Origin of the sequence: Alkalibacterium olivapovliticus, from assembly GCF_003003275.1 — a bacterium.
In the GTDB taxonomy this organism is placed as follows: Bacteria; Bacillota; Bacilli; order Lactobacillales; family Carnobacteriaceae_A; genus Alkalibacterium; species Alkalibacterium olivapovliticum.
Window position 1 is genome coordinate 1 of record NZ_PVTO01000017.1, and the last position, 19,144, is coordinate 19,144.

The following is a 19,144-nucleotide window of genomic DNA, read 5'->3' on the forward strand; positions in this document are numbered from 1 at the left end:
AATCGGAACTAGCGAAATTGTTTGAGAGATCAGCCCGGAGTTAAATAAAGTTTACAGAAGGTAGTCTTCATTTACACAAAATTATTGACACTCCCGCCATAATTTTAATCATTTTCAATTTCCTCCAATACTTAATCCCTATTAAACACTAGAGGACTTAGAATATTATACTGTATTTTCGGTCGATATAACACTTATTATTTAACGGAAGTCTCACGACTAAAAAAGTATCCCTCAATAATCACTGTTAAATGATCATCAAGGGAGCTGTTTACTTGTGTGCTTTATGCACTTTCAATGTTTTGCCTTTAACTGTGCGGTCCTGCATTTGGGAGATGACGTATGGCCCTTTCCCATTCATAATTTCAATGTAGGTAACGTTCTCCTGAATCGTGATGATTCCGATATCTTCCGCTGAAAGATCCTTAATACTCGTTAAGGTTCCGACGAAGTCAACAGCACGCAATTTTTTCTTCTTACCGCCATTGAAGTATATCTTAGTGATGTCCTTATTTAACTCTTTATTTCGTGCGATTTTCGGTTTAATTCGTGCATTTATTTTCTTTTCAAATGCAGCCTTCGAACGGATGACCAGTCGTTCGCTAGGGGCAACTATTTCCGTGAGCTCCTGGCTGTCATCAAATGCATAGTCACGGACTTCCTGCCAGCGTCTCTGGTCCTTTTCACTTACCATCGTTAAGGCCAACCCCGTTTTACCTGCACGACCTGTCCGGCCTGTCCGGTGTGTATAGCTCTCGTTTTCAAATGGGACATCATAATTGACGACATGCGTCACATTATCAATATCGATCCCACGCGCCGCAACATCAGTTGCCACGAGATAACGAAGCTTCCCAGAACGAAAGTCATCCATGACATCAAGGCGATCGTCCTGATCCATCCCTCCATGTAACTTATCAACTGGTAAATCATTTGTTTCCAAATAATCGACAACTGAGTCCACCGCATCTTTAGTATTACAAAAAATGATACAGACATCTGGATTCTCAACAGTTAATAAATCCAGTAGGTGCTTTTCTTTAGAAGCTTCATCTACGTTGATATAGGAGTGTAAGATCTTAGGCGTGTTCTGCTCTGATTGTTCCATTCTGACAGAAGCCCTGTCAGCGCTCATGTAAAAGCTGGCTAACTGGTCTATTTGTGGAGACATCGTAGCAGAAAACAGCATAGTCTGGCGTTCTTTGGGTAAATAGTTGATAACGTCTTCTACCTGTTCAATAAAGCCCATATTCAGCATTTCATCCGCTTCATCTAAAACTAAGCTGCTGACTTTGTCGACTACAAGTGTGCCTTCTTTTAAATGTTCCAGTACCCTACCCGGAGTACCGACCACAATGTGGCTTTTCTGTTTCAGCTCGGACTTCTGCGTTTTAAAGGAAGACTTACCAAATACAGCCGTCACCTTGATACGCTTCAAGCGGCCAATATTCATAAGGTCGTCCTTAATCTGAAGCGCCAACTCTCGAGTAGGGACTAAAATTAAAGCCTGGGGCTTATTCTCTTCCCATTCTGCCTGCTCACAAAGTGGAATCCCAAAAGCAACCGTCTTCCCACTCCCTGTCTGAGACTCGACGATAACGTCCTGTTTCTCCAGGGCCAGCGGAATGACCGCTTCCTGTACCGCTGTCGGATGGAAGTAACGCAAACTTGTCAGTGCTTTTACTATTTCGGGACTGATCCCAAATGTGTCAAATAATGTTTTATTCATATTCTCCTGCTTTCTTTTTCTTTGTTGAATGATGTCTCTAAAATTCTCTTTACTGGCTATCTCTGCCATGATTGTATGCCTAGTCCATTTCGATCCTTTTTCATTGAATAGTCTATCAACTCTTATAAAGTCACACACCAGATCCGCATAAATTACGGTGCTGTGGCACATTAGTTAAACCTCAACATTAGTGGTTCATAAAAAGTGAGTACATTCATTACTTAAACTAGTTTATTAGTAGTCTAAAACCCCACACAATAAGTCTGACAGTACCACAAATAGCCTTGGAAAGCCATCCAATCTGGCATTCTTGGGCTTTAAGGCTAACTCGTTTACCTTCATATTAGTCAGAATTGCCCTCTATTTATATGAGGATCTGAAAAGTAGTCACTTTGGTGGTCACCCCTCTTCACCCGTCCCTATACTGATGCTACTAGTGATTCTTTACATAAGAAGGCTAAATAGGGAAGAGTATAAATTAAGAACGGGAGAGATAGATTCCAAACTCATCAGAACCTGTGTTACTATAAGTTTATCTATCCTGGCAAATCCATTCGAATTCCATCAAATGCATTACGTCAGCTTACCTAGGAAAACTGAGTCGAAAAAATAGGGGGCCACCATGACATTACCTACACATAAAGTACCAGATATAGCTTTTGACTATCCTCTAAAAACACATAAATTGATGTGTTTATGCTAGCTATAAAAAAATTGGTTTGCTACTAATCTTTTTATAGAACATGGAGGATAAACATGATTCAACAGATTTTAACCGCTTTAGGCGTCTATATTTCAACTAGTATAGACTATTTATTTATCTTACTCATTATGTTTGCCCAGCTGGGTAAATACTCAAATAAAGGGCATATTTATGCCGGACAGTATCTTGGAACAGGTATTTTAGTCGCTGTCAGTTTGTTCGCTGCGTTCGTTGTCCGTTTTATTCCAGAAGAATCAATCATTGGACTATTAGGCTTGATTCCCCTCTTCATTGGTATCCGTTTTGCACTAATTGACGAAGAAGATACAGACGAAGAGGCTATTGTAGAAAAGTTGAATCAGCGACAGTCTTCGAGATTATTTTGGACGGTCACTTTATTGACCATTGCATCTGGTGGCGATAATTTGGGCATCTATATTCCCTACTTTTCAACTTTAAGCTGGACTGAAGTTATCGTTGCATTGATTGTATTTGCAGTCGGAATTATCGGGTTAGTTGAAGTAAGTCGCTCTTTGTCTTCAATACCCGGAGTATCCGAAACAATTGAAAAGTATGAACGAATTATTATACCAATAGTGTTTGTTGCACTAGGACTGTATATTATGATCGAAAATGGAACCATACAGATGATGTATAACGTCATTTTCTAATGTTCACGTACCTAAGAGTAATAGCCGGCTCTGGCTGTTGCTCTTATTTTTTTTACTGAAATAAGTTTGCTGAACGTTTTTATTCACGACTTTATGGATTTTCATATATACTTAAACAGAGATATTAATTATGCATAAAAAATGAAATAGAAGAACCAGCGTATCAGCGGTTAATAAAGGAGACCTGTATGGTTAAAACTCATCCAATGTGGAACAACTTCCCTAGCATCCAAAGACTTTTACTGGAGTGCCTGGAACTTATTATAGAAAAAACAACCATTGAAAATAAAGAAATTGAACAAACGGTCATTAACATGATAGAGAGCCAAGGAAAATTACTTAGACCTGCCTATTTTTTACTTTTTTCCCAATTAGGCAACGCCACTCAGGAGGCGCATAAAAAAATAATCGCTGCTGCTGCATCTACTGAGGTGCTTCATCTGGCCACTCTCATTCATGACGACATCATTGATGAGTCAAGTATGCGTCGTGGAAGTGAAACGGTCCAATCCAAACACGGGAAAGATGTCGCTGTTTACACAGGTGATTTGTTGATCTCAGTGTATTTTGATTTACTGGCGGATGCTACCGACTCCGTCGACATTATCAAGTTAAACACGCAATCAATGAAGCGGGTGTTAATGGGTGAAATAAACCAGATGACAAATGTCTATAATACAGATATCACCTATACTGACTATTTGAAAAGCATTAAAGGAAAGACAGCTCAGCTTTTTGAATTAAGTTGTTACGAAGGGGCTTACTTGGGACAATGTGACCCTGAAATTATTGAGAAGAGTCGGTCGATTGGTCAAAATATTGGCATCGCCTTCCAGATGCTTGATGATATTCTAGATTACACCCAAACACCTGAAAGCCTGTCAAAACCCGTTTTAAACGATGTTAAGCAAGGGATTTATACCCTTCCGCTTATTTTAGGTTTAGAGGCAAACAAAGAGGCCTTTCTTCCACTTCTAAATAAGGGTGAAGACCTAACTGACAGTGACTTAGCTGCTCTCGTTTCTTTACTACACGAGAACCACTGTATCGAGCGCGCACGCGCTATTGCACAAACGTATATTGAAACAGCTTTAACCTCCATTGATAAGCTTCCAAGTCACCCTGAAAAAGACGTTTTGTATTCGTTGACTAAAACACTACTCACAAGAGACTATTAAAAAGGAGATCATCATGACATTCAAACAATATATCTTACTTGCTCAAGTGGAAACCACTACGACCAGCCTCTTTCCTGCCATTATTGGTATCTTGTATGCCTGGTACAATTTTAACAGCTTCCGTCTGGGCTTTACACTCTTAGGCTTACTCACGGTCGTCCTCTTTCACCTGGCTGTCAATATTCGCGATAACTACTTGGATTATTACATTGCCGATAAAAAAAATGCGGACTATACCCAAGAAATGGTGGTGGGTAAAGAGAATATCCCTCTTAAGACTGTTCGCTTAGCCTATCTCATTTCTGGTGCAGTCGCTCTAGTCGTTGGGTTATACTTAGCGCTCCAAACCTCTCCTATCCTGTTCTTTATCGGTTTTGGGGGGATGTTGATTGGTGTACTCTATACATTTGGACCTATTCCCATCTCAAGTACACCGTCCGGAGAATTCTTTGTCGGCTTGTCCATGGGTTTTTGTATCTTTACAGCCATGGTTTATGTCAACGCCTTTGACGTCGTTCAATTCGATCTGATCACCGTTGGTCAGTTCATCGTTGCGTCTGTTCCGACATCGATTACGGTCATGGCCATCTTACTAGCCAATAACATTTGCGATCTGGAAGAAGACATTGAAGATAACCGGTTTACCCTTCCTTATCATATCGGCGTAGACAAAGCACTCGTGGTCTTCAAATATTTTTATTATGCGGCTTATATCGCGATCATTCTATCGGTCATTTTCGGGACCTTCCCTAGATTAGTCGCTTTGTCCCTGTTAACTTTCCCATACGTCTTAAAAAACATTGGTATCTTCATGAAGGAACAGGACAAAAAGACAACCTTTATGACGACTATTATCAACTCAGCTGTCATTCCCGTTCCACTTATTATTACGTTCCTCATAGGCGCTTGGCTGAACATTTGATCAGCCCTCTCTGAGTAAAGGAGAAGAAGAAAAAAATCAGTGATGATCTGAAAGAGTAAATCCTTCAGTATTCATCACTGATTTTTTTGTGTAAAAGCATTGAATTCGCAGCCTATTATCTAGAAACAGTGGAATGTGAAAGTGTTGAAGTAATCAATTAGGTTAAACAACTGCGTATATGACCTATTCATGCTAAAATAAAGATAAGAAACTATTGGAGGATGATACTATGAACCAAGAACTTGTTGAGATTTGCCTGCGTGTCAGAGATATTGATGCGACATTAGACTTCTATACTAATCTATTTGATTTTGAAGTGGCCAGCCACAGAAAATTCCCTGAGAATAAATTTGATTTAATTTATCTGAATTCCCCAGGTTCTTCTGTACAAATCGAGCTCACTTACAATTACGATGCCGATCCTTACACTATCGGAGACGGCTTCAGTCATTTAGGTGTAAAAGTCGATGATTTAGAAAAAATGCACGACGTATGTAAAGCCTCTGCTTACAAAACAGGTGAACTAAAAGGCCTTTCAGGCGGCACACCAAGCTATTTCTTCGTGACAGACCCTGACGGCTACCGCATTGAAGTTAAGCGTAGAAAATAATTCTTGAATAGATTAAAGGTAAGCATGTTGGCTGTTGCCGATATGCTTACCTTTTTTTACAAATTTCATTTAAATACCACATTATAGCCTCTCACAATTCTTGCTAAAGCAAATTAGTAATATCACGATTATGTAAATTGTGATATTGCTGTTTTGGCTATTATCTTAAAGACTCGATTTAGAAATCCATCATTTTCTTAATAGCATATCTATTTCTTTTATTGCTAAGTTATCGCTAGCTCTCTCAAATGCTTTTTTCGCATTTTGAAAAGATTGTTTCTCTAAAACGTCGTTGCCTTTAGCCTGATAAATTTCTCCAAACCCACGATAAGCACAACCAATGCAAATATCATCTCCAGATTTTTTTGCGTAATGTAACGATTCTTCCATAAGCTGTTCAGCTTTTTTGAGATTCTTCATTTTTAAATTTACATAGCCCCGCTCATAGAAGTTAGCGGACCAATTTAAGGCAGATTCAATTTTATACTTTTCCAGAAAGTCGGCCTCTGATTGAAATAATTTTAACGCTTCATCAAATTTTTCTGCCATCCGTTCAACCATTCCAAGTTGATGAATAGCTATACAGTGATTAACCTTATCTTCGTTAGATAAGGCTATTTTTATTAATTCATTATAGTGACTTCTTGCTTCATCAAATCTATGTAAAGCGACCTTTACATACCCTAACCCATGTAACCCTTGCAAATATTCATCAGAATTAGTATCTGAGATTTTGCTTAAACACTCCCTGTATAATACCTCTGCTTCAACTAAATATCCTTTGTCAAACAATTCAAATGCTTGGGTAAATTCTTCTTTTAAAAGTCTCATTTAGACTCTCCTTTGCACTAGATAATGATTATGAAAAAATCTACTGCTTATGATAAGTCTAACCGCAAATTTTTTTAATGAGGTATTAGAGTTTACTTCATCAATAACTGTTCGTTCTCATAATTAATATACAAGCGATCACTTACTTTCTGATACCTGCGAACCTTGTTGTCCTCTGAGATCTCTTCCAGCCGGAAATTCCCAATATATCTATAACTAAACTTTCCGAAGTTATCTTTGATTTTAGCAAAGACCACTCTCAAATCACCTATCTGATGATTGGTTGTTTTTCCGTCTTCACGAATATTCTCTTCTGTAATAACGCTCCAATCTTCGTTTAAGTAGTTCAACCATTGGTTATGTTCTTCTTTTGCTTCTGTTGAAATAGTCGGAAACCATACTTGTGCAACTTCATCATCAACATTAACTACGAAGCTTGCTTTTTGGTAGCCTTTATAATTTTTGAAAAACAACTGGTTAGCAACATCCGTTATTACACGAAAGCGGTAAAAATCATCAATCGAAAGATATCCATTTTTCTTTATCCGCTCTTTAATAGAAACATCTGTATCCCATTTTGAAATTTTCATATCCACTATTTTTTCTTTTATCTCTGCTGCAACTATATCTATTCGCTCCATTAAGTTTTGTAATGGCAATGTTGCATCAATACGTTTCAACTCAAATAGGCTAGCTTCACGAATGGATGATAACTTTTCTTCAATAGTTAACTCCCGCTTTAAATCAGATTCAATGTTATTTTTATGAAAAGCCTCATCCACTTCTACGCCAACATTTATCTGGGGAAAGTATAAATCAATTAAATAGTATTCATTGTTCTCACCTTTAACATATTGCTGGGTTACCGGTCGCATATTTAGAAAATTAATTTTTTGCCAGACAGCATTAAGTATATAATTCTCATAATCTTTCCGTCTAGTACGAGAAAAAGTCTTAATAAGATATTCAACCTTATCCATCCAATCCTCCTTAGAAATTCTTTATATTCTACGTTTGCTTTAGTATAAATCTTTAAGAAATGTTATTGCACTATCACGAATCTGTACTTTTAAAACCTCACTCACTTATGATACGGCTCATTCCGCATAATCCGAAACGCTCGATAAATCTGCTCAACTAATATGAGCCGCATCAATTGATGGGGATAGGTCATCTTACCAAATGAAATAGTGGTGTCGCTTCGTTTCATGACGGCTTCACTCAATCCTAGTGATCCGCCGATGACGAAGACGATTTTGCTGCTGCCGTGGATCATGAGCTGTTCGATTTCTTTGGCGAAGGATTCGGAGGTGCGTTCTTTTGAATCGATTGCCAATGCGAAGACATAGGCTTGGTCTGGGATTTTAGCCAGGATTCGTTCGCCCTCTTTGTCTTTGACCTGGACCATTTCAGCTTCGCTCAAATTTTCTGGTGCTTTTTCATCTGGGACTTCAACCATCTTTATTTTTGTATAAGCCCCTAACCGCTTCGTGTATTCTTCGATGCCTTTTTTGAGGTACTTTTCTTTCAATTTTCCTACTGACACTAGTGTGATATCCATAGTCGACTCCTTACACCTGATCCAGGATTTTTGATAATATGCGTTTCAGTTCAAAATACTCTGCTTCTTCCAGGTTGATTTCTTTTGTAAAGGCTACTGGTACTTCTTCTACCTCTGTTTCGATGGCTTGCCCTTTTTCAGTCAGGGTTACTTCAACTATTCGCTCATCCGTTAATGACCGTGTGCGTTTAACCAGGCCTCTTTCTTCCATACGTTTCAGCATTGGGGTCAAGGTGCCGGAGTCCAGAAACAGGCGGTTCCCCAGTGCTTTAACTGTAATCGTATCTGTTTCAAATAATACGAGTAGCACCAGGTACTGCGGATAGGTTACATTAAACTTTTCCAGTAATGGGCGGTACAGTTTGGTTAATTGCCTTGTGGCGGCATATAAAGGAAAACACAATTGGTTATCCAGTTTTAATATATCTTTCGTCATTTTCTTCACTCCTCATAAGTAGTATACCAATATCCTGTTAAGGTTCATACAGTTTGACACGCTTAATTTAATTGTGTACAATCAAATTGTACAAAACTATAATAAGAGGAGATGTCAACAATGGGATTAACATTATATACAGCAACATCGACAGCAACTGGCGGACGTAAAGGACACGTCAAATCATCTGATGGTGCACTCGATCTGGAACTCTCTCTTCCAAAAGGGTTAGGTGGAAAAGGAACGGAAGGCACAACCAATCCGGAACAATTATTTTCAGCAGGATACGCTGCTTGTTTTGACAGTGCCCTTCAATTAGTTGCGGGAAAAGCTAAAAAGAAAACAAGTTCTTCTGTCACAGCACATGTCAGCATTGAAAAACGACTCAAGGGAATGGGACTGAGTGTCGAACTTTCTGTTGAGATCGAAGGGGTGACTCAAGAAGAAGCTGAAGAGTTAGTCAGTCAGGCGCATGAAGTCTGTCCGTATTCACGCGCGATCGAAGGAAATGTCAAAGTCAAGAAGACAGTCAAAGCTATATAATATAATCTTATCCACATGTTTAGATATCGACCACTTGGGACTTTACCCAGGTGGTTTTTTGTTTATCCACTCACTTTCCACAGTTATCCACAAAGTTATACACATATCCACAATCGCTGTTCCCGTTAATTTATCAAAAGGGGCTTTTATGCAGAAATAGGGATTGTTTACAAGTATAGTTATGCACATTTTTCCACATCATAAAAATGAGTTATACAAATTTCAAAAGCCTGTTATAACAGGCTCTAAACGATAATAAACGTTATACTAAAATAAGTTATGCACACGCAGTTTGTCCAGTGTGCATAACTTTTTCAGGAAATAGCTGGTTTGACGGGATTTTGCTCTTTTTTTATCCACACCCGAACAAAGTTATCCCGCTATTTGTCCCCAAAATAAATACACAGCCCGAAAAAGGCTGTGTATTCTTACTCTTTATTCACTTAAATCATTTCTTCTGAACTGCGCATAGTGATGTTTACGGTCATTAATTCACCATCACGGTAAAATTCAACTTCCACATCTTCACCTATCTCTGCATCATATATTTCCTGTCTCAGTTCGATGCCATTTTGAACATCTACGTCATTGAATCTGACGATGACATCATTTGCCAGCATACCGGCTTCGTCAGCTGCACTGCCTGTGGACACTTCTGCGACGACGACTCCGCCATCAATATCTTCAGGAAGGTTCAATATTGCCTGCTGCTGCTGTGGAGAAACCATTGACAGATCGACCATCCCTACACCTAAAATCGGACGGACCACTTCTCCATTTTCCTCCAGCTGGTTAATGATGTCGACTGCATCATTACTAGGAATCGAGAAGCCCATGCCTTCAATCGTAGAAGATGAGATTTTCATCGAATTAATGCCAATGACCTGACCGGCTATGTTGACTAACGGTCCACCTGAGTTCCCTGGGTTAATGGCTGCATCTGTTTGAATAGCTGTCATTTCCCAGTCCATTTCACCATCCATATTGGTATCAACTGGAACGGTCCGTTCAACGGCTGATACAATGCCTGATGTCACTGATGAAGCAAAATTAGTCCCTAATGGTGAGCCTATAGCGACTGCTGGTTCTCCGACAGTCAGATTGTCTGAATCTCCAAATTCAGCTACTGTCGAAACATCACTGGAATCTATAGCTAGAACAGCTAAATCTGTCCACAAATCTGATCCAATCACATCAGCCTCTACTCGTGTGCCGTCTTTAAAGAGGACTTCAATTGAATCCGACCCTTCAATAACGTGATTATTGGTGAACACATAAGCCGTATCACCGTCTACTTTATAAACGGCTCCACTTCCTGTTCCTGCCTGAAGCAGATTCTCTTCGTCTTCTGTTGTTGCACCCGTTTCACCGTACCATCCCCACTGATTGTCGCCTACACGTTGCAGATTAATAATGGAGACAACCGCATCATCGATGACATCTACAGCGTCTGTTATGCCGGATGAGACATCTACTCGTACTTCGGAAACCGTTACTTGTCCATCCTCATTCACTACTCCATTTTGATTATCATTTTCCGTATCATTCGTTAAGGTGTCACACCCAGCTAAAACAGAAGATGTTAAAACTAATGCAAAAAGTGATTGCCCTATCTTTTTCATTCTTGTTTCCCCCTATTTCTTAACTTTCATCTATTACTGTACTATTTATATTTGTCTTTATAGTGAACAAATGAGTAAGAGTTGTTAATGAATTTAGTTTAGCATACTTTGGTAGAATACAGTATCCTTACGGTTTCCAACTATATTATATGTATTTCTTTCTAAATTTCAATAGGTTAACTGGTTAAGTTAACTCATTTTTTTAAAAATGCAGCTACACATCAAAAAAACGAGTAAATCAGACGACATTAGCCTGTAAACATGTCCCCTTACTTAATTTTATTTATTTAGGTGATTTTATAGTCTGACACTAATTGGATTGAATCATTTATTGGATTCAACTCTACCTAAAGTCTAGCTCGAGATAGATGTAAAAAGCATTTAATACCTATCTCAGAATGCATGCGCATTGAGTTGCAACTAGTCAGTCAGATTAGGTGCAACTCAAAAAGTGGACAGACTCGACTTTAAGGTGGTGGACCCCACTACCTTCAATTCAATCTAGTTGTGGCTGTCAGTTGAATGTAGCGGCTCTGACTACATTTAACTCAAATAAACTGTGCTTTCAGTTGCCTATAAAGACTTTAATAGCCCTCACTCAAATGGCTCTGCCCCTTGACTGCCAGATAATATGAAATGAGGCTTTATCTAAATAGACATTCAGAAAAAAAAACATGAGAGTGCTCATCTTACCTGAGCACTCTCATGTTTTTTACCTATTCGATTAAACTAGCGTCTACTCTTCAGTAGTGGTCTGGAAAGCTTTCATGACCCCCTGTTCAGACGCTTATAGCGTAAACAGTGGACACGGGACTTCAGGATCCGTGTCATACAGATGGAATGTCTCATTCACACCTGTCCCTTTATTCACCAGTATCTCTTCTACCGATGAATGCGCAATTTCTTTCATGTTATTTTCTTTACTCAAGTGGCCTAGGTAGACCCTTTTCGTGCGGTCTCCAACAATTTCAGATAATGCCAGAGCACCATCTTCATTTGACAAATGCCCTTTATCTCCGAGGATACGCTGTTTGAGTGACCACGGGTAACGACCCATTCTGAGCATGCTCAGATCATGATTACTCTCGATCAGATATGCTTCTGCATCTCTTACATAGTCGCGCATGCGGTCACTGACGTAGCCTGTATCTGTCAGCATGACAAAGCGTTTATCGTCTTTCTGGAACGTATAAAACTGCGGATCGATCGCATCATGAGACACTCCGAAACTGGACACATCAATGTCTCCCAGTGTCAGCGTTTTGTCGATCGAAAAGTGATTTTTCTGTTCCATTTTCAGTTTACCTAATTTAGGTTCCATAGCCTGCCATGTTTTTTCATTGGCATAGATATCCAGCCCATATTTACGAGCTAAAATCCCGACGCCTTTGATGTGGTCAGAATGCTCATGCGTAACTAGTATTGCATCCAGATCTTCCGGACGACGACCAATTTTAGCTAAGAGCTCAATGGCTTTTTTCCCGCTAAGTCCACAGTCAACGAGCAATTTTGTTTTGCCGGATTCAACATAAGTGATATTGCCGGTGCTGCCACTGGCCAATAAACTGATGTTCAATCCCGATTGTTCTGTCTCCATCATAAACTGATACCTCTCCCTGCAAATACTCCTTGTCTATCTTACAACATCACTCAGCATGTAAGCAAGGTGACTTTCCACTCGTCACATTAACGTGTTATTTACTCGTCGTTGTCAGAGTCATCGTCATCCATGTCTTCTTGCAGATCCGGATCTACAGGGGTAACGGGTTCAGCCGGTTCGGATATGATGGTTCGTTCGAAAGCATCCACACGCAGTACCCGCTCGCCTGTGGAGTCTATGACTGGAATATACCAGATCGGTCCGTACATACTCAAATCTTCTAGATGAAGCGTGCGGTGGTAAGACAGAATAGGCTGTCTGACAATAGAGTTGGAACTGATTTGATTATTCTGAAACAGGATCTCAATTGCCTGACGGTCAGTAATGACTTCAAGCGGACTCCCTTGAGCTGTCATCGGGCCAGCATAACTCTGCTGGTAAGAAATAATGTTGCCATCACTGCCGTAAAAAAGTGAAATTTCCGAAGTTCCGTCAGCGACAGGCAACCCTTCCACCTGCTGGGCATATACAAACCGGTTTTCAGCGTTATCATATCTTAAATAGTCGTATTCTTGACCAAACAGCACTGCACCACTTTCAATGAAGGTGTCCAGTCTTGCATAATCCTCTTCTGTGAATCCATCATCCGGGTTCCCTTCAATCTCTATCGGGTCAGATAGGATACTCGTGTAGAGTGACCCATCCTGTGCAATCGATCCTGCCTGATTTTCAAGCTGATCGACGTTCTCTTCCAGAAGATTATTGCTGTCTGCCTGCACATAAAAGACATCCCGTTCTTCTTCGTTTAACGATGGTAACTCGATACCGATCTGTTCCATCTCTCTGATCAGATTGACCTGATCTGGAGCGGTGGAAGCATATTGCAGATCGCTTCTGTTCAAGAAACCGATGAGCAGGTAAACATTCAGAAACAGGAAGGTAATCAGGAAGATGCTCTCAATTTTTTTAAAGTCCATTATGCGATTCCTCCTGCAATTGAATGAAGCGATTCAGCTCATACCAAACATTTTCTGACTGAACGTACCAGTTCGGTTCAAAATGGATGACTCGGCTGTCTTCTTCACTCTCGATCCATGTCAGTCCGACTTTGATATCCTGAATAGTTGTTAATCCATCTTCAGTATTTTCAAGCTGCTCAATAACGGTTCTTCCGCTTGGCAGTGTCTTAGAATCATTTCCTGTAAGCGTCAGTGGCGTCTGGACCACTCTCAAAGGCAGACGCAGGTTGCTTCGTCCCCCTTCAACAACGGTAACCAGAATGGATGATTCCAATTGCTGGAAACTGTAAACGGGATAGCCCTGAATGTAGCGCTGAAACGTTACTTCATTAGTAGAAGGCGTATAGGACTGATAATGAATCGTTTCCGTCCAGTTTTCAATCTGTCTGAGCTCCTGGAAACTATCAAGAAGACGCTGACTGAAGGTCATTTGACCTAGGTCGCTCCGTTGTCTGAGATAGGTCAGTGTATTGGTTGCATCATTGATTCTGACTTCTGTTGTCAAGTCGATATAACGGATAGACTGCCCCGTCCGTCTGGCATCCACTTCTGACGTGTCAGTGAAGAACTGGTTGATGTATAAATTGTTCGGCAGACGCTCGACCAGATAATCGTGATACTCGACCTCGACCTCTTCGATCGGCAGATAGATAAAGGTATCGCCGATATCTACCGCTTCGACATCATTAAACTGGTTATTTGCTGTATATAACAGCTCATTGATAATGTCTGTCGTAAAGCTGGTATCTTCAACGGTATAATTGATCTCGTTGTTGACATCGTAAAATCCGAGTAGTTCCGGTTCATCCCGGTTCATGTAAAAACGCATGAACGTCCGGTTCTCGTAATCCGTCGGCAGATCCTCAAAAGCATCTTCAAACAGTCCGAATGGGACAGGTGCATCAAATACGAACTCTACCCATTCTCCTGTTGCCAGCTGCTGCTGATAATCAGCCTGACTTAGACGCTGAGGACTGTTGACCTCTCCGAAAGACATAGTCGAGAAATGCTCCTCAATCCATTCCTGAGTATAAAACGTATTCGCCTCGAATTTGGTATTGTTGAAAGACCGATGCCAGATAATCTGGTTTGGTGCAAATACTTCCGTCAGTGTTCGGTCGACTAGTGAAGCAGGAGCTGCGCCACTGCCACTTGATGTGGGTTCACGCAGTTCTCCGCCTGCCGTCCATAACTGGAAACTTAAAAATAAACTTAACCCAATTAAAAAGGTCAGCATTATGTGTTTGAATCGGGACCAGGTCATACCCATTCATCCTCCTCTTCAAATGGCACATATGGAAGCGAGAGATAAAAGGTCGTGCCTTTTCCTTCGGTACTTTCAGCCCATATACGGCCACCATGCTGTTCCACTACTTCTTTTGAAATGGCTAACCCTAAGCCGCTTCCGCCCATTGCTCTTGACCGCGCACGGTCGACTCTGTAAAAACGGGAGAAAATTTTGTACAAATCAGCTTTCGGTATACCCATTCCTTCATCTGTAATACTAATGATTACTCTATCGGCTCTTTTTTCCATACGGCCAGTAATTGTTCCGCCGTCGGGTGAATATTTGATTGCATTATTCATGATATTGTCGAGAACCTGAATCATACGGTCCGGATCGACTTCGACAAAGATAGCTTCCTCGATCAGCATTTTATTGATCTGGTAATCTTTCCCTTTATACTCCGTCGAATGAATCAGCATTTCAAAGCGATTCATCACATGATCGACCATTTCGGTGATGTCCACGATCTCCAGTTCCAGTGCACTCTTCCCAGAATCGATACGGGATAAGTGAAGCAGATCCTGGATCATTCGGATCATACGGTCTGTTTCATTCTGTGTAACTTCAAGGAAACGGGGTGCCAGTTCCGGATCTTCCCATGCCCCGTCAGCCAGTGCTTCAATATAGCTTCGCATACTGGTCAAAGGCGTTCTCAGTTCGTGTGACACGTTGGATACGAACTGCTTTCTTTCCTCATCGATCCGTTCCTGCTCTGTTACATCATGCAGAACACAGACGATCCCGCTGATAAAGCCGGATTCTCGTTGTATGAGTGAGAAAGACGCACGTAAAATAGTCATGACACCATTCTGGTTGGCATTGATTAATATATCATCCTGTTTTTCGAGTATCATACGCAGCGTAATCTCTTCTTCGACTTTCAAAACGGACAGAAGGTTTTCTCCAATTGCTTCATCTTCAGTCAATTCAAGCATCGTCTGACCCATCTCGTTGATAATAATGATTTTTCCACGTCTGTCTGTTGCGACAACGCCGTCGGTCATATGCGTCAGGACACTGTTCAATCGGCGTCTTTCCGCATCAATCGATTCCTGCGCCTCTGCCACATCATCTGACAGGTCATTGATTAGGGATGCGAGCTGACCTAGTTCATCTTCCCCGTATACTTTAAGGGTACCCGAATAATCCCCATCTGCGATCTGACGCGTCTGAATCTGCATTTCCTTAATAGGCTTCGTCAGTGCACGTGAAACCATATTCGCCAGTATCAGTGATAAAATAATGGCGACCGCACTGGACTGAAGGAAAATCAGCGTGATCTGAGAAATCTGGGCATAAACGGACTCAATGTTGCTTTCCATTAAGATAGCGCCCAGGAACTGCCCATCTTCTTCCGCAGAAAAAACGGGTTCAACTACTTTCCAGCGTCTGTTGTTGGTGATCGGATCGATAACTTGTCTGGGGACGGTGGTTTCTGTGAAGAGAGCCTGCCTGACATCGACGTCATCTGACAGTTGCCCGACGATGTTCTGTTGCGTACTGTCGCTGGTGCCGATGACAATCAGGTCTTCATTTACGACCTGAAGATCAGTGATCCCACTCCCTGAAAATTCGCCTATCAGGCTGTTGATTTCCTGGACTGGATCGACTTCATTTTCCTCTTCATTGGCTTCCTGTTCCAGAAACGGCATAATTGTACTTTCCAGAAAGTTCATTTGTACCTGTCTGTCTTCCTGAAAATTGGCAATCAGCTGTCTTTCGATCTGGGTAATAAAATTCGCCCCGATTAACTGCAGGGCGAATACAAGTAATAAGACTATGACAAAGACTATTTTAGTATTGATTGACTGATAAAATCTAATTTTTTTCTTCATAAATCACTACTTCTCCTGTTGTTCAGGACTTCTTAAATAATAGCCCACTCCTCGACGGGTAACTAAAAATGTAGGGTGGCTTGGATTATCTTCTATTTTTTCACGCAGGCGTCTGACGGTTACATCAACGGTTCTGACATCTCCAAAATAATCATATCCCCATACCGTTTCAAGCAAATGTTCACGCGTCATGACTTGTCCAATGTGTCTTGCTAAATAATGCAGCAATTCAAATTCACGGTGAGTCAGTTCGATTGTGTCGCCACGTTTGGACACGATATAGGCATCCGGATGAACAGTTAAATCGCCTACTTCGATATCATTTGTTTCCTCTTTAACAGGTTCGGTGTTTTGAAGAGAAGACTGACGTCTGACGTTTGCTTTAACGCGCGCCACTAATTCTCTGTTTGAGAATGGCTTAGTGACATAATCATCTGCACCAAGCTCCAGTCCAAGTACCTTATCAATTTCCTGATCTTTTGCAGTAACCATGATGATTGGTGTATCTCTTGTTTTACGGACTTCCCGACAAACTTCAAGGCCATCCATTTTAGGCAGCATCAAATCAAGAACGATCAGGTCCGGATTCTCCTGTTCCACTTTTTCGACGGCTTCTTCTCCATCGTAAGCTGTGACTACCTCGAATCCTTCTTTTTCTAAATTAAATTTAACGATATCTGAAATCGGCTTTTCATCATCGACGACTAATATTTTTTTCAAAGACGTTCCTCCTCAGAAACAGTTTATCTTGCTTCTAACAAATTCAGTGAATCGGTTCTCTTAGATTATACCGCACCTTAAGAGTCTGTTCAATTTTAGCCTATAATTCTTTCAGTTCCAGCCTTCTTTACTTTAAATGCACAGTTAATGCAATCGATTCATTCGCTTTTGCCTCTTTAATCGGATGAACTTCAAGTGATAGAACACTGTCATGTTCCAGAATAATTACTGGGATGACCGGCTGAAATCCTCTGTCTATAAGCAGCTGTCTGTCGAATGACGCCAGCTTCTGCCCTTTTTCAACAAGCATTTTTCGTTCAACGAATGACTCGAATCCTTCTCCGTTCAGCAATAGCGTATCAATACCAATATGGATCAGTATCTTGATGCCTTCATGGGTCTCGATATAATAAGCATGTTTCGTGTCTGCCACTTCAATCAGCCGACCACTGACTGGCGCAAAGACCTCCTGAGAGCTCGGCATGACCGCAAACCCGTCTCCAATCATTTTCTGAGAAAACAATTCATCCGGGACATCTTCGATTTTCATTACTTCTCCGTCTGTTACCGCACATAAATTCAGCACGCCGGGAATCTTCCCTTCCTCGTGCTCTCCAAACTCATTCGATTGATTGCTCATCTCTTTCTCCTTTTAAGTGCAAATTGCTTTGTAGATGCTACTATTCTAACAATTAAAGCCGTTTCAAGCAATCTCTTTCGAAAATAGCGTTTTGGTTGGTGATGGCCCATCTTCGTGGTATTCTAATCTTATACAACTAATTGATACGCATCATGTAAAAAGGAGGGACAAAATGGAATTAGGATATATCCTTTCTCTTATCATTTTAGGCGTTTCTCTCGTCATTTTAATTGTTATGGGCTTCTTTGCTATGAAGAAAATGAGACCGACGCTCAAGAATATTGAAGAAACACAGAAAGTCGTCGAAGGTCATATGGAACACTTTACGCATGAAGCTGAACTCATACAAGATAAAGTCGATCACATTATGACACGAGTGGACTACACCAAAAATGTGTCAGAGATGAAAATTCAACGCTTCGATGAGTTTTCCAAATACGCATCAAGTTTGTCTGAATCACTCATGTACTTAAAAGAACATGGCGGTGATTATTCAAAAGGCGTTGCAGAAAACACCATCAACGAATTGAAAACCGATGGGCCAGTTCTGGCTAAAACGTTCAAGCTGGCGTTTAAAAAGACAGTGGATAAGCAGAAAATGCGCCGTCACACAGACCCATCTGCACAAGTACCGGCAGTTATTCATCATGAACTAGCAAATATTGAAAGGTAGGAGAAAAGTATGCCAAAAGTAAGCTTAACAAAAGCCATTTTATTCAGTGCTGCATCAGCCTTTACTGCTCTACTATTAGCACCAAAAGACGGAAAAGCTTTCCGTCAGGATCTGAAAGAAGAAGCCTCTAAACTGAAAGACACGGGAGAAGAAAAAGCCCATGAATTAGTAGATGACTTCAAAGCTTCATATATGGAAGCCGAACAGGAGCTGGAATCTGAACAGGCTAAACTTGATGCAAAACAGGCGAAGCTGAATCAGACCATCGAAGAAATCGAAAGAGATCTGGCACTCAGCGAAGCAGAAACACAGGATGAGGCACCAGTAGTGGACCCTGCAACAGCCAGTCATGCCGTATACGCTGATGACAGTGTCGGTGACGTGAGAGGTACACCACTTGAACCAGAACATGATCAGGCTATTCCTAAAGATAAAGTGGATGAAGCACTTCATGATAATTATTTATCTGATAATGACGATTTCAAATTAGATAAAAATGATCTTGACGATGAAGAAGATGCTTCACATAACGTTAATCCAAACAACTAAAACTAATCAGAAAA

At 40.8% G+C, this 19,144-nt stretch carries 19 protein-coding genes; 7 read left to right on the forward strand and 12 right to left on the reverse strand.

Annotated elements, in window-relative coordinates:
• Nucleotides 1–271 precede the first annotated feature (271 nt).
• Complete coding sequence (locus CLV38_RS08795) at nt 272–1,729, reverse strand: DEAD/DEAH box helicase (protein WP_106194409.1); 1,458 nt, start codon at nt 1,727–1,729, stop codon at nt 272–274.
• A 756-nt stretch (nt 1,730–2,485) separates the two neighbouring features.
• Here CLV38_RS08795 and CLV38_RS08800 point away from each other — a divergent pair.
• The 4 genes from CLV38_RS08800 to gloA all read left to right on the forward strand — a co-directional run bounded on the left by CLV38_RS08800 (nt 2,486) and on the right by gloA (nt 5,813).
• Nucleotides 2,486–3,103 carry a CadD family cadmium resistance transporter gene (locus CLV38_RS08800; protein ID WP_106194279.1) on the forward strand — a complete coding sequence of 206 codons (618 nt, stop codon included), beginning with the start codon at nt 2,486–2,488 and terminating at the stop codon, nt 3,101–3,103.
• A 188-nt stretch (nt 3,104–3,291) separates the two neighbouring features.
• Nucleotides 3,292–4,281 carry a polyprenyl synthetase family protein gene (locus CLV38_RS08805; RefSeq protein ID WP_245920576.1) on the forward strand — a complete coding sequence of 330 codons (990 nt, stop codon included), beginning with the start codon at nt 3,292–3,294 and terminating at the stop codon, nt 4,279–4,281.
• Between the two features lie 13 nt (nt 4,282–4,294).
• Nucleotides 4,295–5,203 carry a UbiA family prenyltransferase gene (locus tag CLV38_RS08810; protein ID WP_106194283.1) on the forward strand — a complete coding sequence of 303 codons (909 nt, stop codon included), beginning with the start codon at nt 4,295–4,297 and terminating at the stop codon, nt 5,201–5,203.
• 229 nt (nt 5,204–5,432) lie between these two features.
• Entirely contained in the window at nt 5,433–5,813 is a 381-nt protein-coding gene (gloA, locus tag CLV38_RS08815; RefSeq protein ID WP_106194286.1) for a lactoylglutathione lyase, read from the forward strand.
• Nucleotides 5,814–6,002: 189 nt separating this feature from the next.
• Here gloA and CLV38_RS08820 read toward each other — a convergent pair whose 3' ends face one another.
• The 4 genes from CLV38_RS08820 to CLV38_RS08835 all read right to left on the reverse strand — a co-directional run bounded on the left by CLV38_RS08820 (nt 6,003) and on the right by CLV38_RS08835 (nt 8,641).
• Nucleotides 6,003–6,644 carry a tetratricopeptide repeat protein gene (locus CLV38_RS08820; RefSeq protein ID WP_106194289.1) on the reverse strand — a complete coding sequence of 214 codons (642 nt, stop codon included), beginning with the start codon at nt 6,642–6,644 and terminating at the stop codon, nt 6,003–6,005.
• 92 nt (nt 6,645–6,736) lie between these two features.
• The gene (locus CLV38_RS08825) at nt 6,737–7,624 is read right to left on the reverse strand and encodes an AbaSI family restriction endonuclease (protein ID WP_106194292.1); all 888 of its coding nucleotides are present in this window, start codon (nt 7,622–7,624) and stop codon (nt 6,737–6,739) included.
• Nucleotides 7,625–7,725: 101 nt separating this feature from the next.
• Nucleotides 7,726–8,205 (reverse strand): 23S rRNA (pseudouridine(1915)-N(3))-methyltransferase RlmH, encoded by a 480-nt coding sequence (gene rlmH / locus CLV38_RS08830; RefSeq protein ID WP_106194295.1) that lies wholly within the window; start codon nt 8,203–8,205, stop codon nt 7,726–7,728.
• Nucleotides 8,206–8,215: 10 nt separating this feature from the next.
• Nucleotides 8,216–8,641, reverse strand: coding sequence for a MarR family winged helix-turn-helix transcriptional regulator (locus tag CLV38_RS08835; protein WP_106194298.1), 426 nt, complete (start codon nt 8,639–8,641; stop codon nt 8,216–8,218).
• A gap of 120 nt (nt 8,642–8,761) precedes the next feature.
• Between CLV38_RS08835 and CLV38_RS08840 the strand changes: the two genes are divergently transcribed.
• Entirely contained in the window at nt 8,762–9,184 is a 423-nt protein-coding gene (locus CLV38_RS08840) for an organic hydroperoxide resistance protein (protein ID WP_106194301.1), read from the forward strand.
• Between the two features lie 443 nt (nt 9,185–9,627).
• On the opposite strand, the gene CLV38_RS08845 is transcribed toward CLV38_RS08840, so the two are convergent.
• From CLV38_RS08845 to CLV38_RS08875, 7 genes are all read right to left on the reverse strand, one after another.
• The gene (locus tag CLV38_RS08845) at nt 9,628–10,806 is read right to left on the reverse strand and encodes a S1C family serine protease (protein WP_106194305.1); all 1,179 of its coding nucleotides are present in this window, start codon (nt 10,804–10,806) and stop codon (nt 9,628–9,630) included.
• Nucleotides 10,807–11,593: 787 nt separating this feature from the next.
• Complete coding sequence (locus CLV38_RS08850) at nt 11,594–12,406, reverse strand: MBL fold metallo-hydrolase (RefSeq protein ID WP_211295454.1); 813 nt, start codon at nt 12,404–12,406, stop codon at nt 11,594–11,596.
• A 98-nt stretch (nt 12,407–12,504) separates the two neighbouring features.
• Nucleotides 12,505–13,383, reverse strand: coding sequence for a two-component system regulatory protein YycI (locus CLV38_RS08855; protein WP_106194309.1), 879 nt, complete (start codon nt 13,381–13,383; stop codon nt 12,505–12,507).
• Nucleotides 13,373–14,695, reverse strand: a complete 1,323-nt coding sequence (locus CLV38_RS08860) for a YycH family regulatory protein (protein ID WP_106194312.1) — start codon at nt 14,693–14,695, stop codon at nt 13,373–13,375. Before CLV38_RS08860 ends, CLV38_RS08855 begins: the two co-directional genes overlap by 11 nt.
• Nucleotides 14,686–16,548, reverse strand: a complete 1,863-nt coding sequence (walK, locus tag CLV38_RS08865) for a cell wall metabolism sensor histidine kinase WalK (protein WP_106194315.1) — start codon at nt 16,546–16,548, stop codon at nt 14,686–14,688. Before walK ends, CLV38_RS08860 begins: the two co-directional genes overlap by 10 nt.
• 6 nt (nt 16,549–16,554) lie before the next feature.
• The gene (gene yycF, locus CLV38_RS08870) at nt 16,555–17,268 is read right to left on the reverse strand and encodes a response regulator YycF (RefSeq protein ID WP_106194318.1); all 714 of its coding nucleotides are present in this window, start codon (nt 17,266–17,268) and stop codon (nt 16,555–16,557) included.
• 127 nt (nt 17,269–17,395) lie between these two features.
• On the reverse strand, nt 17,396–17,908 hold the full coding sequence (locus tag CLV38_RS08875; RefSeq protein WP_106194321.1) for a PTS sugar transporter subunit IIA: 513 nt from the start codon (nt 17,906–17,908) through the stop codon (nt 17,396–17,398).
• Between the two features lie 172 nt (nt 17,909–18,080).
• On the opposite strand from CLV38_RS08875, the gene CLV38_RS08880 reads away from it, so the two are divergent.
• Nucleotides 18,081–18,581: a DUF948 domain-containing protein gene (locus tag CLV38_RS08880; RefSeq protein ID WP_106194324.1), complete on the forward strand. Its 501-nt coding sequence runs from the start codon at nt 18,081–18,083 to the stop codon at nt 18,579–18,581.
• Between the two features lie 9 nt (nt 18,582–18,590).
• A complete protein-coding gene (locus CLV38_RS08885; protein ID WP_106194327.1) occupies nt 18,591–19,130 on the forward strand; it encodes a YtxH domain-containing protein in 540 nt (179 codons plus the stop codon).
• Nucleotides 19,131–19,144 lie beyond the last annotated feature (14 nt).